The sequence below is a fragment of the Flavobacterium sp. AK-345 genome (assembly GCF_058310175.1).
The window spans coordinates 117,554-143,939 of the sequence record NZ_JBZEER010000012.1 but is presented as its reverse complement, the minus strand read 5'-3'; the positions used below and the strand labels follow the sequence as shown (position 1 = coordinate 143,939).

Annotated in this window: 28 protein-coding genes; 9 read left to right on the top strand and 19 right to left on the bottom strand. The window is 33.6% G+C overall.

The window, feature by feature from the left end; translation table 11 throughout:
• The first annotated feature begins 57 nt into the window (after positions 1-57).
• The 5 genes from AC4FQ3_RS19265 (at position 58) to AC4FQ3_RS19245 (ending at position 5,469) form a co-directional block, all read left to right on the top strand.
• The gene (locus tag AC4FQ3_RS19265) at positions 58-1,245 is read left to right on the top strand and encodes a phosphoglycerate kinase (protein ID WP_491182922.1); all 1,188 of its coding nucleotides are present in this window, start codon (positions 58-60) and stop codon (positions 1,243-1,245) included.
• A 111-nt stretch (positions 1,246-1,356) separates the two neighbouring features.
• Complete coding sequence (locus tag AC4FQ3_RS19260) at positions 1,357-3,192, top strand: LysM peptidoglycan-binding domain-containing protein (protein ID WP_491182921.1); 1,836 nt, start codon at positions 1,357-1,359, stop codon at positions 3,190-3,192.
• A gap of 49 nt (positions 3,193-3,241) precedes the next feature.
• Positions 3,242-4,210, top strand: coding sequence for a DUF4837 family protein (locus tag AC4FQ3_RS19255; RefSeq protein WP_491182920.1), 969 nt, complete (start codon positions 3,242-3,244; stop codon positions 4,208-4,210).
• A gap of 51 nt (positions 4,211-4,261) precedes the next feature.
• Complete coding sequence (locus AC4FQ3_RS19250) at positions 4,262-4,903, top strand: DUF1579 domain-containing protein (protein WP_491182919.1); 642 nt, start codon at positions 4,262-4,264, stop codon at positions 4,901-4,903.
• Positions 4,904-5,022: 119 nt separating this feature from the next.
• On the top strand, positions 5,023-5,469 hold the full coding sequence (locus tag AC4FQ3_RS19245; RefSeq protein WP_491182918.1) for a GNAT family N-acetyltransferase: 447 nt from the start codon (positions 5,023-5,025) through the stop codon (positions 5,467-5,469).
• 159 nt (positions 5,470-5,628) lie between these two features.
• Here the strand turns inward: AC4FQ3_RS19245 and AC4FQ3_RS19240 are convergent, their stop codons facing one another.
• The 6 genes from AC4FQ3_RS19240 to AC4FQ3_RS19215 form a co-directional block, all read right to left on the bottom strand.
• On the bottom strand, positions 5,629-6,432 hold the full coding sequence (locus AC4FQ3_RS19240) for an OmpA family protein (protein ID WP_491182917.1): 804 nt from the start codon (positions 6,430-6,432) through the stop codon (positions 5,629-5,631).
• Positions 6,433-6,435: 3 nt separating this feature from the next.
• Positions 6,436-8,073 (bottom strand): S41 family peptidase, encoded by a 1,638-nt coding sequence (locus AC4FQ3_RS19235; RefSeq protein ID WP_042563619.1) that lies wholly within the window; start codon positions 8,071-8,073, stop codon positions 6,436-6,438.
• Positions 8,074-8,076: 3 nt separating this feature from the next.
• Positions 8,077-8,874, bottom strand: coding sequence for a DUF4349 domain-containing protein (locus AC4FQ3_RS19230; protein ID WP_491182916.1), 798 nt, complete (start codon positions 8,872-8,874; stop codon positions 8,077-8,079).
• Positions 8,875-8,954: 80 nt separating this feature from the next.
• Positions 8,955-9,359 carry a ribonuclease P protein component gene (rnpA, locus tag AC4FQ3_RS19225; RefSeq protein WP_491182915.1) on the bottom strand — a complete coding sequence of 135 codons (405 nt, stop codon included), beginning with the start codon at positions 9,357-9,359 and terminating at the stop codon, positions 8,955-8,957.
• A gap of 52 nt (positions 9,360-9,411) precedes the next feature.
• The gene (locus AC4FQ3_RS19220; protein WP_491182914.1) at positions 9,412-10,164 is read right to left on the bottom strand and encodes an ATPase; all 753 of its coding nucleotides are present in this window, start codon (positions 10,162-10,164) and stop codon (positions 9,412-9,414) included.
• Entirely contained in the window at positions 10,152-10,421 is a 270-nt protein-coding gene (locus AC4FQ3_RS19215) for a hypothetical protein (protein WP_491182913.1), read from the bottom strand. Before AC4FQ3_RS19215 ends, AC4FQ3_RS19220 begins: the two co-directional genes overlap by 13 nt.
• A gap of 154 nt (positions 10,422-10,575) precedes the next feature.
• Here AC4FQ3_RS19215 and AC4FQ3_RS19210 point away from each other — a divergent pair, with 154 nt between their 5' ends.
• The 3 genes from AC4FQ3_RS19210 to AC4FQ3_RS19200 all read left to right on the top strand — a co-directional run bounded on the left by AC4FQ3_RS19210 (position 10,576) and on the right by AC4FQ3_RS19200 (position 13,207).
• Positions 10,576-11,316, top strand: a complete 741-nt coding sequence (locus AC4FQ3_RS19210; RefSeq protein ID WP_491182912.1) for a lysophospholipid acyltransferase family protein — start codon at positions 10,576-10,578, stop codon at positions 11,314-11,316.
• A 49-nt stretch (positions 11,317-11,365) separates the two neighbouring features.
• Positions 11,366-12,358: an acyl-ACP desaturase gene (locus tag AC4FQ3_RS19205; RefSeq protein WP_073394403.1), complete on the top strand. Its 993-nt coding sequence runs from the start codon at positions 11,366-11,368 to the stop codon at positions 12,356-12,358.
• A gap of 195 nt (positions 12,359-12,553) precedes the next feature.
• Positions 12,554-13,207: an HD domain-containing protein gene (locus AC4FQ3_RS19200; protein ID WP_491182911.1), complete on the top strand. Its 654-nt coding sequence runs from the start codon at positions 12,554-12,556 to the stop codon at positions 13,205-13,207.
• Positions 13,208-13,531: 324 nt separating this feature from the next.
• Here AC4FQ3_RS19200 and AC4FQ3_RS19195 read toward each other — a convergent pair whose 3' ends face one another.
• The 5 genes from AC4FQ3_RS19195 to AC4FQ3_RS19175 form a co-directional block, all read right to left on the bottom strand.
• Complete coding sequence (locus AC4FQ3_RS19195; protein WP_073394401.1) at positions 13,532-13,654, bottom strand: FeoB-associated Cys-rich membrane protein; 123 nt, start codon at positions 13,652-13,654, stop codon at positions 13,532-13,534.
• 6 nt (positions 13,655-13,660) lie between these two features.
• A complete protein-coding gene (gene feoB, locus AC4FQ3_RS19190) occupies positions 13,661-15,760 on the bottom strand; it encodes a ferrous iron transport protein B (RefSeq protein WP_491182910.1) in 2,100 nt (699 codons plus the stop codon).
• Entirely contained in the window at positions 15,760-15,999 is a 240-nt protein-coding gene (locus tag AC4FQ3_RS19185) for a FeoA family protein (protein ID WP_017495803.1), read from the bottom strand. Before AC4FQ3_RS19185 ends, feoB begins: the two co-directional genes overlap by 1 nt.
• 103 nt (positions 16,000-16,102) lie before the next feature.
• Entirely contained in the window at positions 16,103-16,768 is a 666-nt protein-coding gene (locus AC4FQ3_RS19180) for an SCO family protein (RefSeq protein ID WP_491182909.1), read from the bottom strand.
• Between the two features lie 138 nt (positions 16,769-16,906).
• A complete protein-coding gene (locus AC4FQ3_RS19175; RefSeq protein ID WP_491182908.1) occupies positions 16,907-17,833 on the bottom strand; it encodes a DMT family transporter in 927 nt (308 codons plus the stop codon).
• A gap of 199 nt (positions 17,834-18,032) precedes the next feature.
• Between AC4FQ3_RS19175 and AC4FQ3_RS19170 the strand changes: the two genes are divergently transcribed.
• A complete protein-coding gene (locus AC4FQ3_RS19170) occupies positions 18,033-20,093 on the top strand; it encodes a M13 family metallopeptidase (protein ID WP_491182907.1) in 2,061 nt (686 codons plus the stop codon).
• A 60-nt stretch (positions 20,094-20,153) separates the two neighbouring features.
• Here AC4FQ3_RS19170 and AC4FQ3_RS19165 read toward each other — a convergent pair whose 3' ends face one another.
• From AC4FQ3_RS19165 to hemE, 8 genes are all read right to left on the bottom strand, one after another.
• Positions 20,154-20,558: a c-type cytochrome gene (locus AC4FQ3_RS19165; protein ID WP_491182906.1), complete on the bottom strand. Its 405-nt coding sequence runs from the start codon at positions 20,556-20,558 to the stop codon at positions 20,154-20,156.
• Positions 20,559-20,560: 2 nt separating this feature from the next.
• On the bottom strand, positions 20,561-21,553 hold the full coding sequence (hemB, locus tag AC4FQ3_RS19160; RefSeq protein ID WP_491182905.1) for a porphobilinogen synthase: 993 nt from the start codon (positions 21,551-21,553) through the stop codon (positions 20,561-20,563).
• Between the two features lie 87 nt (positions 21,554-21,640).
• A complete protein-coding gene (locus AC4FQ3_RS19155; protein WP_491182924.1) occupies positions 21,641-22,528 on the bottom strand; it encodes a fructose bisphosphate aldolase in 888 nt (295 codons plus the stop codon).
• Between the two features lie 128 nt (positions 22,529-22,656).
• Positions 22,657-23,574 (bottom strand): oxygen-dependent coproporphyrinogen oxidase, encoded by a 918-nt coding sequence (gene hemF / locus AC4FQ3_RS19150; protein ID WP_491182904.1) that lies wholly within the window; start codon positions 23,572-23,574, stop codon positions 22,657-22,659.
• On the bottom strand, positions 23,564-24,115 hold the full coding sequence (locus AC4FQ3_RS19145) for a GNAT family N-acetyltransferase (RefSeq protein WP_491182903.1): 552 nt from the start codon (positions 24,113-24,115) through the stop codon (positions 23,564-23,566). Before AC4FQ3_RS19145 ends, hemF begins: the two co-directional genes overlap by 11 nt.
• 1 nt (position 24,116) lies before the next feature.
• Entirely contained in the window at positions 24,117-24,494 is a 378-nt protein-coding gene (locus AC4FQ3_RS19140) for a hypothetical protein (RefSeq protein WP_491182902.1), read from the bottom strand.
• Positions 24,495-24,634: 140 nt separating this feature from the next.
• The gene (locus tag AC4FQ3_RS19135) at positions 24,635-25,186 is read right to left on the bottom strand and encodes a transposase (protein WP_491182901.1); all 552 of its coding nucleotides are present in this window, start codon (positions 25,184-25,186) and stop codon (positions 24,635-24,637) included.
• A gap of 131 nt (positions 25,187-25,317) precedes the next feature.
• Positions 25,318-26,343 (bottom strand): uroporphyrinogen decarboxylase, encoded by a 1,026-nt coding sequence (hemE, locus tag AC4FQ3_RS19130; RefSeq protein ID WP_491182900.1) that lies wholly within the window; start codon positions 26,341-26,343, stop codon positions 25,318-25,320.
• Positions 26,344-26,386 lie beyond the last annotated feature (43 nt).

Genomic DNA, 26,386 nt, shown 5'->3' with positions numbered 1-26,386 from the left:
ATACTACACTAAAAGTTCTATATTTGTTATTCTTTCAAAAAATTAAAAAATTATCAAATGAAAACTTTAAACGATTTCAACTTTAAAAATAAAAAAGCAATAATCCGTGTAGACTTCAATGTTCCTTTGGATGAAAACTTTAATGTAACAGATACAACACGTATCGAAGCTGCAAAACCAACCATTGATGCAATCTTAAAGCAAGGTGGAAGCGTAATTTTAATGTCACATTTAGGAAGACCAAAAGGTGTAGAAGAAAAATACTCATTAAAACATATTTTAAAAACAGCTTCAGAAATTTTAGGAGTTGAAGTTAAATTTGCAACTGATTCTATTGGAGAACCAGCACAAACTGCAACTAAAAACTTAAAACCTGGAGAAGTTTTATTACTTGAAAATTTACGTTTTCATGCAGAAGAAGAAGCTGGAGATGTTGCTTTTGCAAAAGAATTAGCTTCACTTGGAGACATCTACGTAAACGATGCATTTGGAACAGCACACAGAGCGCACGCCTCAACTACAATTATTGCACAATTTTTTCCAACAGAAAAATGCTTCGGAACATTATTGGCAAAAGAAATCGAAAGCTTAAACAAAGTACTTAAAAATAGCGAAAAACCAGTTACAGCAGTTCTTGGCGGATCTAAAGTTTCTTCAAAAATCACCGTAATCGAAAATATCCTTGATAAAGTAGATCACATGATTATTGGCGGAGGAATGACTTTTACATTCGTTAAAGCACAAGGCGGAAAAATTGGTGATTCTATTTGTGAAGATGACAAACAAGATTTGGCACTTGAAATTTTAAGATTAGCCAAAGAAAAAGGAGTTCAGATTCATATTCCGGTTGATGTTATAGCTGCAGATGATTTCTCAAACACAGCAAATACACAAATTGTAGATGTAACAGCAATTCCAGACGGTTGGCAAGGTCTTGACGCAGGTCCTAAATCATTAGAGAATTTCAAAAAAGTAATTTTAGAGTCAAAAACAATTTTATGGAATGGTCCATTAGGCGTTTTTGAAATGGAATCTTTCGCAAAAGGAACTATCGCTTTAGGTGAATTTATTGCAGAATCTACAGAAAAAGGAGCTTTTTCACTAGTTGGAGGAGGAGATTCTGTTGCTGCAGTAAAACAGTTTGGTTTTGAAGATAAAATGAGCTACGTTTCCACTGGTGGCGGGGCAATGCTTGAAATGTTAGAAGGAAAAATCTTACCTGGAATCGCTGCGATTTTAGACTAAAATTTCACAATTAACATTTTTTTAGATAGTTTTTATGGATAAACTATTTAGTTTTGCAAAAAGTAATCATTCTGTAATTGTTTGAATTATAGAATTTTAAATAAATGTTATATGATTATAAGGAAAATTTCATTAGCGGTTTCTGTCTTCTTTTCTGTAGCTTCTTTTGCACAAGATGTTGCAAAAGCAGATTTAGAAATTAAGCCAGATGTTAAAGTCTCTTATTTAGATTCAGTTAAAAACTCTTTCAAAAAAGATCTAATGTGTACTCGTGTAGACAGTCTTTGGATGAACGAATTAGTGAGTTTAGATATCTATGATGATTTAACGAAAGACATTCAAACCATCAATACAGATATTTCTGTTGATGAAGAATTACCAACTGAATTGCTTAAACAGCGACTTCAGGTGATGAATGAGAAATCGCCTTTTGAGATCGAATATAATCAGGGATTAGAAAACATCATAAAGTCATTTCTTAAAAATCGTAAAAAATCATTTTCACGATTAATGGCTTTATCAGAATATTATTTTCCAATTTTTGAAGATGCTTTTGCAAAACAAAACGTTCCTTTAGAAATTAAATATTTAGCCGTTGTAGAATCTGCTTTAAACCCTAAAGCAGTTTCTAAAATGGGCGCCACCGGAATCTGGCAGTTTATGTACGGAACCGGAAAACAATACGATCTTAAAATCGATTCGTATATAGATGAACGCAGCGATCCTTTAAAATCAACTGCTGCATGTTCAGAATATATGACTAAAATGTTCAAAATTTTTGGTGATTGGGAGTTAGTTCTTGCATCTTACAACTCAGGACCAGGAAATGTAACAAAAGCCATTCGTCGCTCTGGCGGAAAAACAAAATACTGGGATATCCGTAACCATTTACCAAAAGAAACTCAAGGTTATGTTCCAGCTTTCTTAGCAACAATGTATCTTTTTGAATTTCATAAAGAACACGGAATCAACCCGGAAAGAGCTGTAGTTAAAAACTTTGAAACTGATACCGTTCAAATTAAAAATCAAATGTCATTCAAACAAATTGCCGATTTGTTAGACATGCCACAATCACAAATACAACTTTTAAATCCTTCATATAAATTAAACGTTGTCCCATTTTATCAAAACGAACAACACTTTTTACGTTTACCGAAAGATAAAATTGCAACTTTTGTAAACAACGAAGATAAGATTTATGATTACGTAGCTTATCAGTCTCAACATAAGGGACTTCCAAAACAATTAGCTTTAAAAGTTACTCCAAAAGGAAAAGCTAAACTGGATAATGCCGTTGCCACAACAGAAACACAATACTATAAAGTTAGAAAAGGGGACAACCTTGGTTCGATTGCAGATAAGTATGATGTTTCGATTTTAGAGTTAAAAAAATGGAACAATCTTAAAGGTAATGCACTGGCTCTAGGTAAAACTTTAAAAATCAAATCAAACAACGATTCGATTGTAAAAAATCCAAAAGAGTTAAAAGTAATTCCTGAAGTTGATAAAAAATCTGAAGAAGCACTTGCGTCTGCAGACAATAACGATAAAGGCGGTAAAAACCTTGAATACGTAGTTGTTGCCGGAGATAATTTAGGAAGTATTGCTAAAAAATTCAATACATCAATTGCAGATTTAAAAGAATTGAACAACCTGACTTCTAATAATATTGGATTAGGAAAATCATTAATCGTTGGCAAAGAAATAGTTATCGAAAATGAAACACCTGCTACAAATACTGCTGTAGCTTCAAGCTCAATAGATTCATTCAGAAAAAAAACAGCTTCGGCTAAAAATATAACAGAAGATTATTACGTTAAAAAAGGAGATTCATTGTATAGTATTTCAAAAAAATATCCTGGAGTAACAATTTCAGATATTAAAAAATGGAATAATATTAAAGATGGAGATATTAAACCCGGAATGAAACTTAAAATAAACGGATAATAAAAAAAATCTTAACTAAATTTGGGTTTTATTTCATTAAACTAAGAAAATGAATAAAACCCATTTTTTATGCCTTCTACTTTCGTGTTTGTTTGTTTCCTGTTTTAAAAATGAGAAACAGCCTCAGCCTGTTTCCGGCAAAACAAACACAATATCAGTTATCATCGACGATCAGTTGTGGTACGGTGAAGTAGGCGATACCATTCGAAATAAATTTGCTTCTCCGGTTTGGGGTCTTACCCAGGAAGAACCGCTGTTTACCATCAATCAATATCCGGCTAAATTATTAGAAGGATTTGTTACCGATAGCCGAAGTATCATTGTAGTAAAAAAAGCTGCAACAGATAAATTCGAAATTAAACACAGCGAAACATTACCACACAATACATTCCGTATTTACGGCAAATCTGTTGAAGATATTATTTGTAGCATCGAATTAAATTCGGCACAAATTATCAAGATGATTCGCGATGCCGAAATTCAAAAAATCCAACAGGACAACAGCAAATCATTGTTGAATCCGGCGGTAATAAAAAACAAGTTTCACATCAATTTACAAATCCCCTCCGGTTACGAATATATGTTGCATAAAAAGAATTTTATGTGGCTGAAAAAAGAAATCATCAGCGGGAATACAAGTTTGCTGATCTATCAGATTCCAATTCGAAGACTTACCAAAGGTTCAGATATTGTGGGCAATATTGTGCGTATGAGAGATTCAGTAGGACGATATATAAAAGGACGGGAGCCAGACACGCCAATGATTACCGGTGAAGCTTATGCACCATACTTTTCGACAACAATATTAGACAGTAAAAAAACGTATGAAACCAAAGGAACCTGGGAGTTAAAGAATGATTTCATGACAGGTCCTTTTATAAACTACGCTATTATTGACGAAGCTTCAAGGAGAATCTTGGTTATTGAAGGATTTTGTTATTCGCCTTCTAATCAGGAAAGAGACCTAATGCTGGAACTCGAAGCCATTATAAAATCAGTCAAAATAGATAAAAGATAATTTGTTATATTTTTCGTACATTTGATTTAATAACCAATAAATCAATTATTTATGAAAAATCTCTATCTAACATTATTGATATTAACAGCATGTTTTACTTCTTGTAAAAAGGAAATAAAAACAGAGTCTGAAAATGAAAAGGTTACAGATACTATCAAAACCAAGGAACAAGCTATTGAGCAGCCTTTAGATTCTGCTGCACAAATGAAAGCCTGGGCAGAATATGCAACACCAGGTAATGCACATAAATTAATGGCTGATGAAACCGGAACATGGAATTGTGATATGACTTTTTGGTCAGAACCAAATGGTAAACCAGAGAAAGCAAGTTCAACAGCAAATATTAAAATGATTCTTGGCGGTCGATATCAGGAAGCAAATTATAGCGGCACAATGATGGGACAGCCGTTTCAGGGCAAAAGCACATTGGCCTATAATAATGCCAGCAAAGAATACACTACCACTTTTATCGATAATATGGGAACCGGAATGATGGTTGCTGTGGGTAAGTTTGATGAGAAAACAAAAAGTATGGAATTTAAAGGCGATATGGTAAATCCGGTAAATGGAAAAAAAACACCTTATCGGGAAATATATACAATTGTTGATGCATCAACCCGTAAAATGGAAATGTTTGATGTAAAAAACGGCGAAGAATATAAAAGCATGGAAATTATAATGAAGAAGAAATAAACAGATATAAATAATCTGAAAATCCCGATTACAACTTGTAATCGGGATTTCTTTTTTTAAAATAATAGTAATAAAGATTTTTCAAGTAATTTAGTTGTTTGAATAAATGAAAAATAATAATGGAATTAAAATGGAAAATAAAGCCTTTTGAGGCATTAAGTGTTGATGAGTTATATGATTTGCTTAAAGTGCGAAGTGAGATCTTTGTAGTTGAGCAAAACTGTGTTTATTTGGACATAGATGGTAAAGACAAAAAAGCTTTGCACCTTATTGGAGAATACGATAGCAAAATTGTTGCCTATGCGCGTTTGTTTGATGCCGGAATTAGTTTTGATAATGCATCGATTGGAAGAGTAGTAGTTGATGCCAATTACAGGGATAAAAAATGGGGGCATGATTTAATGCGTGAAGCAATAGCAGGAATTAAATCTAATTTTGACAAAGATGCAATTACAATTGGTGCGCAATTATACTTAAAGAAATTTTACGAAAGCCACGGATTTGTACAAACAAGTGAAATTTATCTTGAAGATGATATTCCGCATATAGAAATGATTCGGGGTTAATAAAGTTTTTATTTTTTTCACTAATGCAATATTGTTTCAAAACAAAAAATTGGTCTTTTTTAAAAAATAAGATATTAATAAACAAACGATTACTAATTTCGTTTAAAGCTTAACTTTAAGCCAGAATGTAGCTTTTTGGGTTTGCCTGAAAAAATAAAATTAGATTTGCGTAATACAAAATTCAACCCTGCGATCATAATTGTCACCTTTTCCCAAAGGGTATTTATTGCCACAACCTTGAAAAGTCATTCTGCTTGAAGATACTTTTTTTGACATAAGATATTTAAAAACGGTTTTGGCACGATTCCAGGAAAGTCTTCTTTCTTTGGTTTCCTTGTCAATTCCGTCACTATAAATTTCCGGAGTACAGCAAACATGACCTCGTATTTCAAACTGAATATTTTTCTGGTGCTGTAAAATAGTTGCTATTTTATCTAATTCTTTTTTAGAATTGTGTGTAAGTTTTGAACTTCCAATATCAAAAAGAATGTTGTCGAGATAAATTTTATCGCCAACTTTTAGTTTGTTTTTAAAAGAACTATAAACTTCTTTTCCGAAACTGTTTTTATTTACAACGATTAAATCAACCCGTCGATTTTTAGAACGTGTTTCATTTAGGTTGTCTACAGTATCCGGTTTTAAAATTACCCGGCCTTTGCCTTCAAGAATAACTATTTTGCTTTGATTAAAACCCTTCAATACGAGTAGGTTTTGAATTGTATTAACCCGATTTTTAGACAATCTAAAGTTATAGTCATCATCTCCACGATCATCACAATAACCATAGATTTGTATAGATTCCACTTTTGAAGTATCTATTTTTTTTATAAAATTCGAAACAACGCCTGTTTGTTGTTCAGTAAGATCAAATTTATCAAAATCAAAGAATATGGTTTCGATTGGTTTTTGCTGTGCCGATAAATTGAGCGTAAAGAATATAAATAAGACTTTACAAATTTTCATTTTTTACATTTTTAAAATGGTTTTATACTCAGTTTGATTATTTAAAACGCTCACCGCTTTCTTAATTTCTGAATTGTTTTTAATGTAAAATTGATATAAACCTTCCTGATATTGGTATCTCTTAATAAGCTCTTCCTGAATTAGGTTTTTAATTTCTTTCTGGTTTTTATCCAATAAGGTAGTTTCACTTTTCTCTAAGGCGTTTAATAACTGCTGATATTCCGGTGCGATCGTTTCGTCTATTTTTTCGTTTTTGGCTGCAGCCAAAGTATTTTTCAAAGCAACTTCTGTTTCAGTATCAAAAGTAATCTTGTTTGTTTTTAGATATTGCTTAAAGCTGGCGTAATCCGCATCAGTAAGAACAGGGATTTTATCGCCCAAATTTGGATTTTTATAGTAATAACTGGTAGCGTAATCAAAGATTCCGTCATTCTTCAATAAAGCAGTTGTAATAGGGCTCATTTTTGCCTCATCCAATTCGATATCAGGCAAAACACCGCCGCCATCATAAACAGTTCTTCCTTTTCGGGTTTTAAAAGCATTGAAGTTTTTCGCATCCGTTTTTAAGGCAACGCCATTTTTATCCTTATGCGCATAATCCAAAGCCTGAATACATCTGCCCGATGGTGTATAATAACGCGATATAGTTACTTTAAGCTGTGTTCCGTACGTTAAATCTACAGAACGCTGCACTAAACCTTTACCAAAACTACGGCTTCCTAAAACTACGGCGCGATCTAAATCCTGTAAAGCACCCGAAACAATTTCTGATGCCGATGCGCTTCTGCCGTTTACCAAAATTGCCAAAGGAATTTCGGTGTCTATTGGTTGATTTTGAGTTTTATACGTATTGTTATGCTTTTCAATTCTTGATTTCGTCGTTACGATTACTTCATTCTTCGGAACAAATAAATTACAGATATCAATAGCCTCGTTTAGTAAACCACCCGGATTTCCTCTTAAATCTAATACTATTTGTTTTGCTCCGTCAGCTTTTAGCTTTTCAAGAGCGTCTTTTACTTCGACAGCAGCTTTTCTGCTAAAATGTGCCAAAACGATATAACCTGTTTTATCATCTATTTTTCCGTAAAACGGAACAGACTTAATATCAACTTCATCCAAAACCAACTCTGTTGTAAATGTTTTTCCCTGACGAAGGTATTTTATCGTAATCTTTGTGTTTTTGGTTCCTTTCAATAATTGCGAAGCATCATCTTTAAAATCAGCAATTAAAACATCACCAATCTGAATAATTTCATCACCGGCTTTTAATCCTGCTTTGTCTGCGGGATAATTTTTATAAGGTTCGCGAACAATCAAACGATCTTTCTTTCTGGCGATCATAGCACCAATTCCGGTATATTCTCCCGTATTGTTGATTTTGAAATTGACCACATCCTGTTCATTAAAATAAACCGTGTACGGATCTAAACTTCCCAACATGCTTTTAATGGCTTTGTCCATTAAATCACCCGGATTAGTCTCGTCTACATAATTAGTGTTTACGGCTTTAAATAAAGTGGTAAAAATTTCTATTTGTTTGGCTATTTCAAAAAAATCGTCTTTGAAACTAGTTCCAATAAATAAAAATCCTGCGGCAACGGCTGGTATAACGAACTTCTTTTTAAGATAAGGATACATGATTTATGCTTTTTTTCTTTTAAATCGTTTTCTGATAAAATAAACCAGAACAACGAATAGGATAATAAATGGCCAAATACTAATTATTGAAATCAAAAATTCTGACAAACTGAAAAATCCACTTTTAATGGCACTCCAGATTTTTGACCCGTATGAAACTTTTATGCTTTCTTTTTGGGCTATTGTTTTGTAAAAATCAATTGAGATTGTGCTTTCTGAAACACGGCTTTCCAAATATTTTAACTGTCCTTCTTTGGCTTCAATTTCTTCACGAATGGTCGAAATTTTTTGCTCAATTTCTAAGATCTCACTTATTTTATTGGCTTTTTTTAAAATTTCTAAGTAACGTGCTTCAAGTTTTCGTTTGGTGTTTAGTCTTGAATTTAAGTCAATGTATTGTGCTGTGACATTTTCAGAAGAGATATTTTTTTCATCAAAATAAGAAACTCCTTTTGATATAGCTTGTAAAAATGCATCGAAATTTTGACTTGGAACACGGACTATAATATTTCTGCTTATGTTGTTGTAATTCTTTTGCTGAGAATCACTTTGAATATTTCCTTTATTTTCCTTAATCGCGTTTTGAATCTGATTATAAGTCTCCTCTAAATCGCTAGTTTCAAATTTAAGATAACCTTGTTTGATTATTTTTTGAGGAATAACAAGTTCGCCTACGGGTTTTGGTTCTAGTGGACCAGAAACTGTAATGGCAGAAATGTGATCAGAAGCAACTTCATTCTTAGTTTCGGGACTACAGCTGGCGAGAGTAACAAAAAATAATAAGCAGAAAATATATCTCATAAATTTTCAATTAAGAGCTAAAACTACAATTTTTTTATAATTTTTAGTCGAAATTGATAAATAAAGTTGCTATTTGAGATCTAGATTTCAGTTTTAGTTTCAGAATCAGGAGTTTTTTTGATCTGTAAGAGAAATTTCTCAAACAACTGAATTGTTTTGGTATTGATTTCTTCGTAAGATAAACGATCTTTTGTCTGATAGAAAAACATGAAAGAATAAGGTTGTTCCAGATTATCCCAAAGCAAATGTTTGTTCAGTCGGTAGGTTTCTCTCAAAACACGTTTGAAGTAATTGCGATCCACGGCTTTTTTTAAATATTTTTTAGAAACCGAAACTCCAATTTTAATTTTTTCTTCAGAACCAGCTTCCGCTTGACGGTAAACCAAACGCAACGGATATTTAGAAACCGATTTTCCTTCAGAAAATAGTAATCCAATAGTTGTTTTGCTTTTTAAACGTTCGTTTTTTGGGTAAGTAAAGTTCATTTAATTCAGAAAAGAAGTGCAATTTTTTTGTGCAAAGGTACAATAGTCAGTACTAAACAAAATGATTTAATACATTTTCTTTAAACCAATTTGGAAAATCAACCTCATCGACATAAAGTTTTAGCGACTTAGCATTGTAGATTTCTGCAATTAATGTGAGTTTTTCTCCTGAATTATCGAATAAATAGGTTTTGTCAGAGATTTCAATTGCAGGGAATAAATTGGTCAGAGTTCTGGAATATCTGTTTTTAATTGTTTCTTTATCAACGTCGTGGCCTCCTTTTTTAACTCTGTTTTCAACTCGTGAAATATTTACTTCCGGATCGTCAATGCACACAAAGTAAAGATATGTGGCATAGCCCAAAGTTTTTGCGTTTTTAATATCGTTGAGTTTAGAAGAATGACTCATTACTGTTTCAAAACAAAAACTTTGATTGTTTTCAATAAGTTTATCTCTTAAGAAAGAAGAAATTAAAGATCCTTCGTAACTGTTTGAGTTTTTAGAATGTGAAACAATAAAGTTCTCCTTTATCTCTAAATTTATTTTAAAACCTTTTTCTTCGGATTTCTGAATAAGACTAATTGAACTATCTTTTGAGTAAAAGTGATTTAATTCTTCATTTGTAGCTCTTATATTAAAAGAATCTAAGTCTATTAATCCTTTTGTTGCAAGGATTTTTTCAAGATAGTCTGCGTTAATAAAATGACCGGCATTGTAGTTTCTTGAAAACTCTTCAAAAAGAGTGCTTTTTCCCGATCCGTTAGGACCGGCAAATACGCGAAGTCTTTTTTTTATTTTCTGCATAGAACCATTCCTTTTTTTAATCCTTTTTGAATTAAAGGTTTGTCTTGAATTTCTCTAATAACTTTGATTTCTCCATTCGGAAGTTTTTCAATAATTTTTCTTCCAGAGATATATTTTATAGATAATCCTAATGCTTTTGATTCCCTAATGGCAAAATTTGACCCCTTTGAAGCAGATTTAATTAAAATTTCTGTTTCATTAAAATCTTTTTGCTCTTTATGATGTTTTAGAATATATCGGGCAATTTTACTTTTCATAACAAGAAGGATAAGTAATTATCTGTCAAATTTACATTATTTTCTTTTTATGCTAATGTTTTACAGCATTTGATTTTCTTAGAGTTGTTTATTGTTTTCAATTTTTATACCGCTAAAAATTTATTTATTACTTTTGGGCATTAATTTTGAGAGCATGCAAAAAATAATTTCGTATCCCATATCCGTAATTTACTATTTGTTATTCAGTTCGGTTTTATTGGTCTTTCATCCAATACAATGGTTCTGCTTAAATGTTTTTGGGTATCAGGCGCACAAAAAAAGCGTTGATTACTTAAATTTCTGGCTTTTAAGATGCACCAATTTGGTAGGAACAACTTATAAAATTGAAAATAGGGAAACAATTCCAACCGGAGTACCTTTGATTTTTGTTTCAAATCATCAAAGTATGTATGATATTATTACAATGATTTGGTATTTTAGACGTTTTCATTGTAAATTTGTAAGTAAGAAGGAGTTAGGTAAAGGAATTCCGAGCGTATCATACAATTTACGCCACGGAGGATCTGTGCTAATTGACCGTAAAGACCCTAAACAAGCGATTCCTGTAATCAAAGGCTTGTCTGAATATATTGAAAAACACAAAAGATCTGCAGTAATATTTCCCGAAGGTACCCGAAGTAAAACCGGAAAGCCTAAAGAATTTGCCCAAAATGGTTTAAAAATATTATGTAAATATGCACCATCAGCATATATTGTTCCGGTGAGTATTAATAATTCATGGAAAATGGTAAAATATGGTCTTTTTCCGGTAGGTTTAGGAAATCATCTTACCTTTACCGTTCATAAAGCATTGGCTGTAAAAGATTATGATTTTACAGAGTTAATGGCTTTGACCGAAAAAGCAGTAGTAGAAGGAGTAAATGAGTATAAATAGATTTTCGTTTTTAGTAAACTAAAACTTAAATCCCAATCTTAAATTAGTAATGTCTATAAAAAACATTAGATTAGAAGTTATGCAGTTTTTGGAAAAAAACGTGGATAGCTTCGTTGAACAGTATTTAATTCCAGTAGAAAAAATTTGGCAGCCGTCAGATTTTCTGCCTAATTCTGAAGGAGATAATTTCTTTGAGGAGGTTAGAGAATTACGTGAAATTGCCAAAGAATTGCCATATGATTTCTGGGTTACGCTTGTGGGTGATACCATTACCGAAGAAGCTTTGCCAACATACGAATCGTGGTTGATGGATGTAGAGGGAATAAATCAGATAGAAAACGGTGGGAACGGTTGGTCTAAATGGATTAGACAATGGACCGGAGAAGAAAACCGCCACGGTGATTTATTAAATAAATACTTGTATTTGTCCGGTCGTGTAAATATGCGTGAAATCGAAATGACAACGCAGCATTTAATCAACGACGGTTTTGATATTGGAACTGGATCTGACCCATACAAAAACTTTGTATACACTAGTTTCCAGGAATTAGCAACTTATGTATCACACAATAGAGTAGCTCAAATGGCGAAGAAATTTGGTGATAATAAATTGTCTAAAATGTGTAAAATGATTGCAGGTGACGAAATGCGTCATCATCATGCGTATAGCGAATTCGTTACCCGTATTTTTGCAGTAGATCCTAGCGAAATGATGTTGGCGTTTCAATATATGATGAAACAAAAAATCGTTATGCCGGCGCACTTTTTAAGAGAATCAGGTCAAAAAATAAGTTCAGCTTTTGAACAATTCTCTGATTCTGCACAACGTATTGGGGTGTATACTGCAAGCGATTATGTAGATATCATGCAGAAATTAATGGATAAGTGGGAAATTGATAAAATGACCGGTTTAACAGATGAAGCCGAAAAAGCACGTGATTACTTAATGAAATTACCGGCTCGTATGGCAAGAATCTCAGAAAGATTAGTAATTCCACAGGAATCACACATCTTTAAATGGGTAGAACCGGCGAGATTGTAGATTTTAGAATTTAGATTTCAAATTGTAATTGATTTTTGATATTGCAATTGACATTTAAAATATATTGTTGATTGTTGAAGTTTTAGAGCTTTGACAATCAACATTTTTTTATTTAAATAAAACAATAAAATAAAATCAGCGACAATCCGCTTAAATCCGCGTCATCCGCGTGCCATCCACAATACAAAAACAACTATGAATAACCCAGATCTAATAAACAAAACAATTGCATTTGTAAAAGAAAAACTAAATGATGCCGAAGGAGGACACGACTGGTTTCATATCGAACGCGTCTACAAAAATGCACTTTTAATTGCAAAAGATACCAAGTGTGATTTAGTGGTAGTGCAATTAGGAGCTTTGCTTCACGATATTGCAGATAGTAAATTTCATAACGGAGATGAAACCATTGGGCCAAGAACAGCACGTTTATTTTTAGAATCTGAAAATGTATGTGAAGAGATTATCCAGCATGTGGTAAACATCATTGAAAATATCTCGTATAAAGGCGGAAATTTCGAAAAGAAATTCTCTTCGATAGAATTAGACATTGTTCAGGATGCAGATCGTTTGGATGCAATTGGTGCAATTGGAGTTGCCAGGGCTTTCAATTACGGAGGATTTAAGAACAGGACTTTATATGACCCCGAAATTGCGCCGGTAACCAATATGACCAAAGAAGAGTACAAAAAGAATAATGCTCCAACTATAAATCATTTCTACGAAAAGCTTTTGTTGTTATCCAGTAAAATGAATACCGAAACCGGAAAACAAATTGCCACAGAAAGACATCGTTTTATGGAATCTTTCCTGGCACAATTTTATGCGGAGTGGGAAGGAGTGAAGTAATTTTTAGTATTCAATCCCAGTATTGAGTTTTAGTTTTTGTTGTTATTGATGTTTCATAATAAAATACGAAACCGCAACTGCGCAAATAAAACCTATTGTAAACCACAATAAGCGTGTAACTCTATTGTCTCTAATAATCTCACTTTTATCAAAATCTGTCATTTCTTTAAAATTTGAATTAATCTGTCAAAATTAAAAGATATTGAGTTGATAAAAAGTGAGTTAAGGACTTTATTGTATCAAAAAAAGGCAAGTTTTTTTTGCAATTTTAGCCATAAGAGGAAAGCTTAGAAACTTAGTGTCTTAGCAGCTTAGAACCTTTTTCTAAGAGCAGCCACAATTTCCGTCACCACAGTCTTTTTTCTTTTTAGATTTCCAAAAGAACTTTTTAACTAAGAAAGCAACGGCAATAAATAATATTACAAAAGCGATAATTTCCTGTATCATGGCAGTTTATTTTAAAAGTTGATACGCCAAAAGCGCAACAAAGTAAGCCAGACCACTCATTAAAACAAGCTGCATTGCAGGCCATTTCCATGAATTGGTTTCTTTTTTTGTCACCGCAAGCGTACTGGCACATTGCATAGCAAAAGCGTAAAATAGCAATAATGAAATTCCGGAAGCAAAATTGAAAATCTTTTCTCCTGTTTGAGGATTGACTTCTTTTTGCATTTTGCTTTTTATAGTGGTTTCATTATCACTGTCTCCAACACTATAAATCGTAGCTAATGTTCCCACAAATACTTCACGAGCCGCAAACGAACTGATAATTGCAATTCCGATTTTCCAATCGTAACCCAAAGGAGAAATTGCCGGTTCGATTGCTTTACCCATAATTCCGATATAAGAATTCTCTAATTTTTGAGAAGCAACTTCATTTTCGAATTCAACTTCATTTAAAGGCTTATTTACAAATCTTTCTTTTACGATAGTTTCAGCCTCGTTAAAATCTTTTCCGGGACCGTATGAAGCCAAAAACCATAAAATAACAGATATCGCAAGAATGATTTTACCCGCACCAACAATAAAAGCTTTGGTTTTTTCGACAACATTAATTCCAACGTTCTTGAAAAGAGGTAATTTATAACTAGGCATTTCAACAACGAAATATGTTTTACTATCTAATTTTAAAACTTTATTTAAAATATAAGCCGATAGAATTGCTGTTCCAAATCCAAGTAAGTACAATAACATCAACGATAATCCCTGCATATTCAAAATTCCCAAAACACGTTCATTAGGAATTACAAGTGAAATAATAATCGCGTAAACTGGTAATCTGGCAGAACAAGTCGTGAATGGCGTTACCAAGATCGTAATAAGGCGTTCTTTCCAGTTTTCAATATTTCTGGTAGCCATAATTGCCGGAATCGCACATGCCGTTCCAGAAATTAACGGAACAACACTTTTTCCCGATAGTCCAAATTTACGCATGATCTTATCCATCAGGAAAACCACGCGGCTCATATATCCGCTTTCTTCCAAAATTGAAATAAACAGAAACAAAAACGCAATTTGCGGAATGAAAATAATAACACCGCCAATTCCCGGAATTATTCCCTGCGAAAGTAAATCGGTTAAAATCCCGCTTGGTAATTCTGCAGCAACCCAACTGCTTAATGAAGCAAAAGTGCTGTCGATAAAATCCATAGGAATCGTTGACCAGCTAAAAATGGATTGGAATATGATAAATAAAATAGCAAGGAAAATAAAATAACCCCAAAATTTATGGGTTAGTACACGATCCAGTTTTGCTCTAAAGTCTTTTGCCATCGAAGCATCGACTTTTAAACCTTCTTTTAAAACATCATTAATAAACTGATATCTTTTGATGGTTTCTTTTTGCTGTAAACGTTTTAATTCTGAATTTGATTTGGTAAAAGTGCTTCGAATTTCATTTCTGTCTAAATTCGAAAAATTCACATCCTGTGTAATAACCAGCCATAATTTGTAAATAAGCTGATTGGGAAAAGCATGCTGTAATTTTTGAAAATACTCAGGATCAATAACCGATGCATTTAAACAAGCTTCGTGCGGAATGGTTTTATAGGAAACAATTAATTCTTTTAAATTGTCAATTCCTAAACCTTTGCGCGAACTTACAAGAGCAATTTTAGTTTTTAGTTTTTCTTCCAGATACGGAATATCTAAAGTAATTCCTTTTCTTTCCATACGATCAGACATATTAATGACTAAAATCGTCGGAATCTCAAGGTCTTTAATTTGGGTGTAAATCAGTAAGTTTCGTTTCAGATTTTCAACATCTGTCACCACAACCGCTACATCCGGATATAATTTATCATTTTTGTTTAGCAAAAGTTCAATTACAACACTTTCATCCATTGAGCTGGCATTCAAACTATACGTTCCGGGCAAATCCAGAATATTGGCTTTTATGTTGTGAGGTAATTTGCAGAAACCAATTTTTTTCTCAACCGTAATTCCGGGATAATTTCCAACTTGTTGATTTAAACCGGTAAGCTGATTGAAAACAGAAGTTTTTCCCGTGTTAGGATTTCCGATAAGGGCAACATTAATATTTTGAATGCTCATTATAAATTGGTTTTGATAAGTTCAACTTCAATTTCACGAGCAGTTTCAACACGAATCGCAACATGCGAGCCATTAATGTCAAGATATAAAGGATCTCCAAAAGGAGCAATTTGAAGTAATTCGACTAAGTTGCCCGGCAAACAACCCATTTCTAATAATTTTAGAGGAATAAGATCGATATCAAAATCTTTGATAATGGCTTTCTCGCCTTTTTTCAGAGTATGTATTGTATTTTGCAAGCTTATTTAGATTGAATTTAGATTACAAAAGTAGACAATAATTCTTTATTGCAAGGCATTTAACACTTTTGAATATGCTAAATCTTTCTAAAAATAAGGGATTTTACTCTTTACACAAGAAATCAATGTCTTCCAAAAGACGTTTCATTTCTTCTTTGTTTGTTCCGTCATAAAATCCGCGAACACGACGTTTTTGATCTACCAAAACAAAATTCTCTGTATGCACCATATCATAAAGCTGATCTGGTCTGCCCAATTTTACAGCCAGATACGATTTTCGGGCCATTGTATAAATATCTTTTTTATCGCCGGTAACCAAATTCCACTTACTGTCTACAACATGATGTTTAATAGCATATTCTTTTAAAACCGGAATACTGTCAACTTCCGGGAAAACGGTATGCGACAATAACATCACTTTCGGATTATTTAAAACCGCTTTTTGAACTTCTTCAAGATTCGTTGTCATTTTTGGACAAATAGATCCGCAGGTTGTAAAGAAGAAATCAGCAACATAAATTTTTCCCTCGTAATTTTTCTGAGTAATTGTATCGCCGTTTTGATTCACAAAAGAAAAATCAGCAATTGTATGGTATTTGCTTTTGTACTGTACAGTGCTATCAACCAATTCCGGATTTACATCGGCCGGATTGTAAATTGGTAAAGTTTTTTGTGGCTTTAAAGCCGAATAAAATAAGGATATAGTGACAACCGAAAAAAGAATTAAAACAATAAAGAATTTGCGGTATTTATAAAGAAACGATTTCATAAAAATAATTTGCCGCAAAAATACAAAAAGCACTTTTTAAAAACTGTAATTATAACTCTTTTTAACAGCTGTATAGTTGGTCACGAATTCGCGAATGTTATTTTAGATTATAAATTTAATTCGTGAATTCGTGGCGATTCATTTTACTTTAGTTTTTCTGATAGATTTATTAACTAGATACAGTCCGATTAAAGTAACAACAACCCCTACTGCAATGGCAGAAGTTAGGCTTTCGCCGAAAATAATAGCGCCTAAAACCATCGCCACAATTGGATTGATGTAAACATAAATACTGCTAATTTCTGTTGGAAGATGCTGCAGCGAATATATAAAAGCAATAAAAGTTAAAACCGAACCAATAACAACCAAATAGCCAATTGCAAACCACGATTCTGATGGAATTTCACTCAAAGGAATATTAGTTCCCGAAGCTTCTGTAATAACCAAAAGTATAATACTCGAAATAAACATTTGCAACCCCAAACTAAAATACGGATTAAAACTTGCCGCTTTTTTCTTAGTATGTAAAATCCCAAAAGCCCATGTTATTGTAGAAGCAATAGTTAAGATAATCCCGAATTGAAAATCTGCCTTAAAGAAGTCTCCCAGATGATCGATAAAAATAATACAAATTCCTCCAAAGCAAATTAAAATTCCCGTTATGGCCAATTTTGCAATTCTTTCACCATGAAAAAAGTTAATCACGATAATCCAAATTGGGAATATTGCGCTTATAATGGCGCCTAATCCACTGCTTATATATTTTACACCCCAGGTACTTAATCCATTGCTTAAAGCAAAATTCAAAATTGCCAAAACCAGAATTGTGCGCCATTGTTTGCCTTTTGGCCATGGTTCTTTTTTCAGGATAAAATAAACGATGTATAAAATCCCGCCTAAAAACTGACGAATAGTAGCAAGCTGCAAACCCGGCATATGTTTAACACCTTCTTTTGAGGCAAGCCAAGTTGTTCCCCAAAAGAAACTCACCCAGCATACCGCCAGAATCGGAAGTCCGATGGCTTCAATTTTTCCCGAAAATGCATTTTGAATTTTTGCTTTCATTTTGATTAATTCTTCAGGCAAATATTCCAAAAACAATTTCAATTAAACCTCAAATTGAAAAGATTTATTCATGAATTTATTCGTTCAAACAGATGAATTATTTGCATTAAAAAACTTACGATAGATTATCGCCTAATTTTAACATAAAGTTTGAAATAATAGCAATATGTTTGTAGATAGACTAAAAACATACACAAAAATGAATAAGCAACTTAGCAAACCATTATTTTGTGCTTTTTCGGCAATGTTATCATTAACAGTTGTTAAGGCTCAAAAGACAAATACCACAGAACCTGGAATTAATGTTTCATACATGAATACTAAAATTAGTCCGGGAGAAGACTTTTTTCGTTACGTAAACGGAACCTGGTTAGATAAAACCGAAATTCCGAGTGATCGAACTTCCTGGGGAAGTTTTAATGAATTGCGTCAACGAACAGATGATAATTCATTGGCGATTTTAAAAGAAGCTTCCAAAAACCCTAAATACAAATCAAATACAGATCAGGGAAAAGCGGTTGCTTTATACAATACGATTCTTGATACAGTTGGCAGAAATAAAAGAGGAGTTACGCCGCTTCAGCCTTATTTAAAGAAAATAGATGCTATTAAAAACGTTGCGGATCTGCAAAATTTCTTAATTGAAATGGAACCTCAGGGAGGAATTGGTTTCTTTAGTATTTACATTGGAGCAAATGCAAAAAACAGTAATGTTTATGCTGTAAATATTAGTCCGGGACGTTTGGGATTATCAGATAAGGATTATTACAATTCTGATGATAAAGACTCTAAAGAAAAACGTGAAAAATATGAACTTCATATTGCCCGAATGATGCAGTTTATTGGAGAATCTCCTGCAAAGGCAAAAGAAAGTGCAAAACAAATTTTGGCTCTTGAAACTGAAATGTCTGCCCCAAGACTGGATCGTGTGGAGCGCAGAGACCGCAGAAAACAATACAACCCAACTGCTATTGCTGATTTAAAGAAAACTACACCTTCGATTCAATGGGATAAATATTTTGCCGGAATTGGAATGGCAAAACTCGATACAGTAAATGTGCAGCAGCCACGTTATATGGCAGCTTTGGAAAAAACTTTCACAGACAAAAAAGTAGCAGACTGGAAAGAATATCTAAAATGGTGTGCATTAAATAAATCTACATCAACTTTAACGACAGAAATTGAAAATGCAAATTTTGATTTCTACGGAAAAACATTAACAGGAGCATTAAAGCAACGTCCGAGAGAAGAACTGGCGTTACAAGTAATCAATCAGACTACCGGTGAAGCTTTAGGAAAATTGTATGTTGAGAAATTATTTCCGGCTGAAGCAAAAGAGAAAGCACAAAAAATGATTCAGAATGTGATTTTGGCTTATCAAAATCGTATCAACGCATTGCCATGGATGTCTAAGGAAACCAAAGAAAAAGCAATTCAAAAATTAAATAAAATCACGATTAAGATTGGTTATCCTGATAAATGGAAAGACTATTCAGCATTAGAAATAAAAAATGTTAGTGAAGGAGGAACCTATTTTGAAAATATAAAAAATGCATTAAAATGGAGTTATCAGGAAAGTGTTGCCAAATTAGGAAAACCGGTTGATAAAACGGAGTGGGGAATGTCTCCACAAACCGTAAATGCTTATTACAATCCATCATACAACGAGATTGTGTTTCCTGCAGCTATTTTGCAACCGCCTTTCTATAATTACCAGGCTGATGAGGCAGTAAATTATGGTGGAATTGGTGCTGTTATCGGGCATGAAATCTCACATGGTTTTGATGATTCGGGCGCACGTTATAACGCAGATGGAAATCTTGTTGACTGGTGGACGGCTGACGATTTAAAACAGTTTACAGAATTAGGAACTGCTCTTGCTAATCAATACAGTGCCTTGGAACCGTTACCGGGAATTCACGTTGATGGTAAATTTACTCTAGGCGAAAATATTGGTGATTTGGGTGGAGTGAATGCTGCTTATGATGGTTTGCAATTATACCTGAAAGAAAATGGAAATCCGGGTTTAATTGACGGATTTACTCCGGAACAGCGTTTCTTTATTTCATGGGCTACGGTTTGGAGAACAAAATCAAGAGACGAAGCTATTAAGAATCAGGTAAAAACAGATCCGCATTCGCCTGGAATGTACAGAGCAATTGTTCCTATTCAGAATGTGGATGTTTTTTATCAGGCATTCGGAATCAAAAAAGGAGATAAAATGTATGTTGAACCAGAAAAACGAGTTAAAATCTGGTAAGATGATATTATAAAGAAAGGGCGCTATAATTAGCGCCCTTCTTGTATTTATAAATTTGATTTACTTAAGATTACTGTAAATATAAGTTTCAATAGCTTTGAGTTCTTCGTCAGACATTGCTTTTGTAACCGGAAAATTAGTTTTCATTACATCAAATTGACTAGGATCCACAATTGGTTCTGCATTTCCTTTCAGGAATGTAATAATATCTGCATTTTTATCCTTGTACATTTTGGCAATTTCCTGAATGCTCGGACCAATTATTTTTTGATCAACCTGATGGCAGGCAGTACAATTTCCTTTTCCTTCAAAAATTTCTTTTCCTAAAGCTTCAGGTGTTTTGGCTTTCGCCGATTCTCCTTCAGAATAAGATTCGGTTGAATTTTGATCGGTATTTTCGGCTACTTCTTTTTTACAGGATGCTAAAGCTAATACAGCAGATAAGAATAATACTTTTTTCTTCATTATTATTTATTTAAAATTACTGCAGCTTCTTTTGCAAAATAAGTTGATATAATACTTGCTCCCGCACGCTTAATGCAATAAAGTTGCTCTAGCATAATTTTATCATGATCAAGCCATCCTCTTTCTGCTGCTGCCTTTACCATAGCGTACTCACCAGATACCTGGTAAACTGCAACCGGCACATGAACGGCATTTTTTACCTCTCGAACAATATCCAAATAAGCGATTCCGGGTTTTACCATTACAATATCTGCACCTTCTTCAACATCCAATAAAGCTTCACGAATTCCTTCAATTCGATTGGCATAATCCATTTGGTATGTTTTTTTATCCTTAGGAATATTTTGAGAATCTACCGGAGCAGAATCCAGGGCATCACGAAAAGGACCATAAAATGCCGAAGCATATTTTGCACTGTAACTCATGATTCCCACATTGTGATGCCCGTTTTCTTCCAATGCTTTTCTAATCGCCAAAACGCGTCCATCCATCATATCGCTTGGCGCTACAAAATCTGCTCCGGCTTCAGCGTGGCTTAAACTCATTCGGGTTAATGCATCAACAGTGGCATCGTTTATCAATTGGCCGTTTTCTATAATTCCGTCATGACCATAAATTGAATAGGGATCAAGAGCCACATCCGGCATAACAATCATCTCCGGAACAGCATCTTTTATAGCACGAATGGTTTGTTGCATTAAACCATCTTTATTCCACGCTTCAACCCCTTTATTATCTTTAAGATTGTCGCTTACTTTTACGTAAATATTAACCGCTTTAATGCCTAAATCCCAAGCTTCCTTTACTTCTTTAATCGTATTATCCAACGAGTGACGATAAATGCCAGGCATTGACGGAATAGCAACTTTTACATCTTTTCCTTCTGCAACAAACATCGGAAGCATAAAATCCTGCGGACTTAAACTAGTTTCGCGAACTAATGAACGAATTGATTCATTGGTTCTTAAACGGCGGTTTCTTTGTAATGGGAACATAATATTTTAAATTTTAGATTTTAGACTGTAGATTTTAGATTGATATACTACTTCTAAATCTACAAGCCTATTTTATATTGTAACTTTTTATGTAATAGAAGCAGCGTAAATTTCTTTAATTGTTTTACCAAGCATATTGTTGAAATCATGATCAGACTGACCAGCAGAAAGCCCTTCAGACAATGCGCGGGAAAAACTTGCAATCAATCCGTGGTTTTGCGCCAGTTTTTGATTGGCTTCTTCCTGAGCATACCCGCCAGACAAAGCCACAACACGCACAACATGTGGGTCAGACATTAGTTCACTGTAAAAGTCATCTACAGTTGGAATAGACAATTTCAACATTACTTTTACATCTTTATCTAATAAATCAAGTTGTTTTTTGATTTCTTCCTTTAGAATTTCTTCTGATTTTTCTTTATCAGCGCTATAAATATCAACTTCAGGTTCAATGATTGGTACAAGTCCTTTTTTGAAGATTTGTTTACCAACTGCAAATTGCTGTTCGACTACTTCACGAATTCCAACGGCATTTGCTTCTTTTATAAGAGAACGCATCTTAGTGCCAAAAACATTTCTTTCTACAGCACGAGTTAATAATTCATCTAAATTTGCAATAGGTTTCATCAACTGTACACCATTTGCAAGATCAGCAAGTCCTTTGTCTACTTTTAAGAACGGAACTATGTTTTTCTTGTCCCATAAATAATCGGCGGTCCATTGTCCGTCAATTTTACGGTTCATTGTGTTTTCAAATAAAATGGCACCCAGGATATATTCGCTATCAAAAGCAGGACTTTTAATAATGCGGGTTCTCATTTCATGTACAAGTGTGTACATTTCTTCGTCATTTGTATAACTGCTTTCTTCAACGCCATATTGCGATAATGCTTTTGGCGTGCTTCCTCCACTTTGATCTAATGCAGCAATAAATCCTTTACCGGAATGCATACGTTCTAACTGTGTCTGGTTTATTTTTGCCATAATATTTTAAATTTTAGATTAATTTGATGCTAGTTTCCCTTGCCTCAAAATTTGTTTGAAAGAGAATCTCTAAATTACAATTTAAATATATGTTTCTGTGTTAATGGATATTAGTTAAATTATGAAATCCACTCACGTGGATTTTCCAATACATTTACCAGTTTTTCTTCTTCACTTCCCGCTTCAGCATGATGATCGTAAACCCATTGTACATGCGGAGGCAAACTCATCAAAATACTTTCAATTCTTCCGTTGGTTCTTAAACCGAATAAAGTGCCTTTGTCATGAACCAAATTGAACTCTACATAACGTCCACGACGTATTTCCTGCCAGTTTCTGTTTTCTGGATTATAGGCTAATGCTTTTCTTTTCTCCACAATAGGAACATAAGCCTCTAAGAAACTATTCCCAACTTCAGATACAAAATTGAACCAGTTTTCCATTGTCATTGATTCATTTGCTTTGCAATAATCAAAAAACAAACCGCCAATTCCGCGGGCTTCATTTCTGTGAGCATTCCAAAAATAAGCATCGCATTGTTTTTTATACTTCGGATAAAACTCTGGATTGTGTTTGTCACAAGCTGTTTTACACGTTTGATGAAAGTGAGTTGCATCTTCTTCAAACAAATAATAAGGCGTTAAATCCTGTCCGCCGCCAAACCATTGTTCGATTACTTTTCCATGTTCATCATACATTTCAAAATATCGCCAATTGGCGTGCACGGTAGGAACCATGGGATTTTTAGGATGAATAACCAAACTTAATCCGCAGGCAAAAAAATCTGCTTCGCCAACGCCAAAAATTTTCTGCATCGCTTCAGGCAATTTTCCATGAACGGCTGAAATGTTTACACCGCCTTTTTCGAAAACTCCCGAGCCTTCGGGACCGTTTTCAATTACACGTGTTCTTCCGCCACCACCTTCCGGGCGTTTCCAAAGATCTTCACGAAATTTTGCAGTTCCGTCAACAGCTTCTAATCCGGCACAGATTTGGTCTTGTAACTTTTGTATGTATGCGTAAAATTTATCTTTCATGTGTATTGTATTCTGATTTTAACAATCCAAAATAAACGACATCTTCTAATGTTCCGTCGCTGCTTTTAAATTCTTCTCGTAATATTCCTTCTTGTTTAAAATGATGTTTCAAGGCAATTTGCTGACTTGCAGTATTGATTTTTGAAGTGCAGATAAAAACCTTATTCATTTTTAGAATATTGAAACAAAAAGCTAATGTTTCTGAAACCAATTTAGAGATAATTCCTTTTCCCTGATAATCTTCATCAACAAAATAACCCAATTCGCATTTTGATTTTTGGTTATCTATGCTTTTTATGCATAAATAGCCAATCAAAACATTGGTATTTATATCCCTTGGATAAAAAAAATAACCTTCTTTGTGGTTTTCTTTATCCTGGTTTAAAGCAATAAATTGTTTGGTTTTTTCTAAATCCGCAGTGTGCTCTAAAGTAACCGGAAATGTTTTAGCGATGTGATTTTTATTCTTTTCGATAAGGTTATAAAACTCTTCCGGAAGAATGTTGTTAATCGTTTCTATTTTCCAATCTGTAAAACTCATTTTATTTGTTTTTAGCCGAAGCGATTTTAGCATTTATCCCAAAAGAAAAAACCTTGCTTTCCTGCTGAATATATTGATAAATAGCCAAAGCCTTATCTTCAAAATTGTAGTTTTCAACTTTAGAAAAGTCCATCAAAAAATCAGCAAATAGTTCTAATTGATTGAAATCTAAATTACAGCGAGTTAATAATGTTATTAATTCTTCATTTTGATAATCAATTAAAGTTTGAATGTTTAAACCGAATTCTTTTAATTGATTTTCGATATCTGATTTTGCATCATCGGTCAATGGCTGAGGTACAAAGTCAAGCGAGCGCAATGTTTTCAGGACATTGTCAATTCTAATCGCTTCTTCGTCTCTTAAACCTTTGTTGAGCATATTTATTCAGTTTGAGTTTCCTGCAAGGTTTCCAAAACCTTGTAGGTATTTATTATTTGCGTTATCTACTAAAAAAAGATTTTGATTATCTCTAACTTAGACCTACAAGGTTTTGAAAACCTTGCAGGACGAGAAATGAATCATTCAAAAGTATAAGTTTCGTTTAAAAAATCATTCTTTTGGTTATGACAAAAAATGAAATTTTCAATATCACTAAATAAATTTAAAACCTCTTCACGTTCTATTTTTGTCTCTTTATCAGATAAAAAAGCGCGATAAGATGAAAATCTGAAATCCTTAAAATCAAGATCAAAATGATGTTTAGGATTCAAATGAACATAAATTATCAAATGTCTTAAATAATTTTCGTCGTTTAATTTTATTCTTTTAAAATGCTTTTCGAATAAACTTCCTGTTCTGTTTGTCTGTTTATTGAAAGCTTTTGCATAAGAGTTAAACAAGTTTGAAAAGGCTTGTGTAACTTCTTTCTCTTCATAGTTTAAGCGAATAACTAAATGAAAATGATTATTCATCAGACAATAAGCAAAAACTGAAATCTTATCAGACAGATACTTTGAAATCTGCTTTAAGAAATAAAGCTTATTGTCATCACTTTCAAAAATATTGATTCCATTAATCCCACGATTATAAATATGATAATAACAATCCTTCTCTAAAACCTCCAACTTCATATTTGTTAGTATTCTTTTTACTTCCTGCAAGGTTTCCAAAACCGTTTGCAATTTATTTACGCTATGTTCATTATACCTACAAGGTTTTGGAAACCTTGCAGGAAAGCAAAACATTATCGAAAGACTGAATATTAATTTCCGTATTCCTTAACCGCGTCAATAAACGCTTTTGCGTGATCTACAGGAATATTTGGTAAAATTCCGTGACCTAAATTTACAACATATTTATCTTTTCCGAATTCATCGATCATTTCGTGAACCATTTTTTTGATAGTTGGAATCGGAGAAAGTAATCTTGACGGATCAAAGTTCCCTTGTAAAGTAATGTTTCCACCAGATAAATAACGAGCATTTCTAGCCGAACATGTCCAGTCTACTCCAAGTGCCGAAGCTCTACTTTTACCCATTTCGCCAAGAGCAAACCAACACCCTTTTCCGAAAACGATAACCGGAGCGTGATCAGCCAAAGTTTCAACAATTTGGTTGATGTATTTCCATGAAAATTCCTGATAATCAACCGGAGAAAGCATTCCTCCCCAAGAATCAAAAATCTGAACGGCATCAACTCCTGCTTTTACTTTTTCTTTTAAATATAAAATAGTTGTATCTGTAATTTTTTGTAATAATGTATGTGCTGCAGCCGGGTTTGAAAAACAGAAACCTTTTGCAGTATCAAAACTTTTAGAACCTTTTCCTTCAACAGCATAGCAGAAAATTGTCCAAGGCGAACCTGCGAAACCAATTAATGGCACTTCGTCGTTCAGCATTTCTTTGGTCAATTTAATAGCATCCATTACATAACCTAAACTTTCCTGAATATCCGGAACGTAAACTCTATGAACATCAGCAAGCGAACGAATTGGATTTGGCAAAAACGGACCGAAATTTTCTTTCATCAATACCTCAATTCCCATTGCTTGCGGAACAACCAAAATATCTGAGAATAAAATCGCTGCATCCGGAGCGATTCTGCGAATTGGCTGAACTGTGATTTCAGCTGCTAATTCAGGAGTTTGACAACGGGTAAAGAAATCGTATTTATCTCGCAAAGCGATGAATTCAGGTAAATACCTTCCAGCTTGACGCATCATCCATACTGGCGGACGTTGAACAGTTTCTCCTTTAAGTGCTTTTAAAAATAGGTCGTTTTTTAACATCTTTTATTTATTTATCCTGCAAGGTTTTCAAAACCTTGTAGGT

Bases quoted from the DNA above. Each gene is read 5' to 3' on its own strand.
- AC4FQ3_RS19265 (WP_491182922.1), top strand. From the start codon at position 58: ATGAAAACTTTAAACGATTTCAACTTTAAAAATAAAAAAGCAATAATC.
- AC4FQ3_RS19260 (WP_491182921.1), top strand. From the start codon at position 1,357: ATGATTATAAGGAAAATTTCATTAGCGGTTTCTGTCTTCTTTTCTGTA.
- AC4FQ3_RS19255 (WP_491182920.1), top strand. From the start codon at position 3,242: ATGAATAAAACCCATTTTTTATGCCTTCTACTTTCGTGTTTGTTTGTT.
- AC4FQ3_RS19250 (WP_491182919.1), top strand. From the start codon at position 4,262: ATGAAAAATCTCTATCTAACATTATTGATATTAACAGCATGTTTTACT.
- AC4FQ3_RS19245 (WP_491182918.1), top strand. From the start codon at position 5,023: ATGGAATTAAAATGGAAAATAAAGCCTTTTGAGGCATTAAGTGTTGAT.
- AC4FQ3_RS19240 (WP_491182917.1), bottom strand. From the start codon at position 6,432: ATGAAAATTTGTAAAGTCTTATTTATATTCTTTACGCTCAATTTATCG.
- AC4FQ3_RS19235 (WP_042563619.1), bottom strand. From the start codon at position 8,073: ATGTATCCTTATCTTAAAAAGAAGTTCGTTATACCAGCCGTTGCCGCA.
- AC4FQ3_RS19230 (WP_491182916.1), bottom strand. From the start codon at position 8,874: ATGAGATATATTTTCTGCTTATTATTTTTTGTTACTCTCGCCAGCTGT.
- rnpA (WP_491182915.1), bottom strand. From the start codon at position 9,359: ATGAACTTTACTTACCCAAAAAACGAACGTTTAAAAAGCAAAACAACT.
- AC4FQ3_RS19220 (WP_491182914.1), bottom strand. From the start codon at position 10,164: ATGCAGAAAATAAAAAAAAGACTTCGCGTATTTGCCGGTCCTAACGGA.
- AC4FQ3_RS19215 (WP_491182913.1), bottom strand. From the start codon at position 10,421: ATGAAAAGTAAAATTGCCCGATATATTCTAAAACATCATAAAGAGCAA.
- AC4FQ3_RS19210 (WP_491182912.1), top strand. From the start codon at position 10,576: ATGCAAAAAATAATTTCGTATCCCATATCCGTAATTTACTATTTGTTA.
- AC4FQ3_RS19205 (WP_073394403.1), top strand. From the start codon at position 11,366: ATGTCTATAAAAAACATTAGATTAGAAGTTATGCAGTTTTTGGAAAAA.
- AC4FQ3_RS19200 (WP_491182911.1), top strand. From the start codon at position 12,554: ATGAATAACCCAGATCTAATAAACAAAACAATTGCATTTGTAAAAGAA.
- AC4FQ3_RS19195 (WP_073394401.1), bottom strand. From the start codon at position 13,654: ATGATACAGGAAATTATCGCTTTTGTAATATTATTTATTGCCGTTGCT.
- feoB (WP_491182910.1), bottom strand. From the start codon at position 15,760: ATGAGCATTCAAAATATTAATGTTGCCCTTATCGGAAATCCTAACACG.
- AC4FQ3_RS19180 (WP_491182909.1), bottom strand. From the start codon at position 16,768: ATGAAATCGTTTCTTTATAAATACCGCAAATTCTTTATTGTTTTAATT.
- AC4FQ3_RS19175 (WP_491182908.1), bottom strand. From the start codon at position 17,833: ATGAAAGCAAAAATTCAAAATGCATTTTCGGGAAAAATTGAAGCCATC.
- AC4FQ3_RS19170 (WP_491182907.1), top strand. From the start codon at position 18,033: ATGAATAAGCAACTTAGCAAACCATTATTTTGTGCTTTTTCGGCAATG.
- AC4FQ3_RS19165 (WP_491182906.1), bottom strand. From the start codon at position 20,558: ATGAAGAAAAAAGTATTATTCTTATCTGCTGTATTAGCTTTAGCATCC.
- hemB (WP_491182905.1), bottom strand. From the start codon at position 21,553: ATGTTCCCATTACAAAGAAACCGCCGTTTAAGAACCAATGAATCAATT.
- hemF (WP_491182904.1), bottom strand. From the start codon at position 23,574: ATGAAAGATAAATTTTACGCATACATACAAAAGTTACAAGACCAAATC.
- AC4FQ3_RS19145 (WP_491182903.1), bottom strand. From the start codon at position 24,115: ATGAGTTTTACAGATTGGAAAATAGAAACGATTAACAACATTCTTCCG.
- AC4FQ3_RS19140 (WP_491182902.1), bottom strand. From the start codon at position 24,494: ATGCTCAACAAAGGTTTAAGAGACGAAGAAGCGATTAGAATTGACAAT.
- AC4FQ3_RS19135 (WP_491182901.1), bottom strand. From the start codon at position 25,186: ATGAAGTTGGAGGTTTTAGAGAAGGATTGTTATTATCATATTTATAAT.
- hemE (WP_491182900.1), bottom strand. From the start codon at position 26,343: ATGTTAAAAAACGACCTATTTTTAAAAGCACTTAAAGGAGAAACTGTT.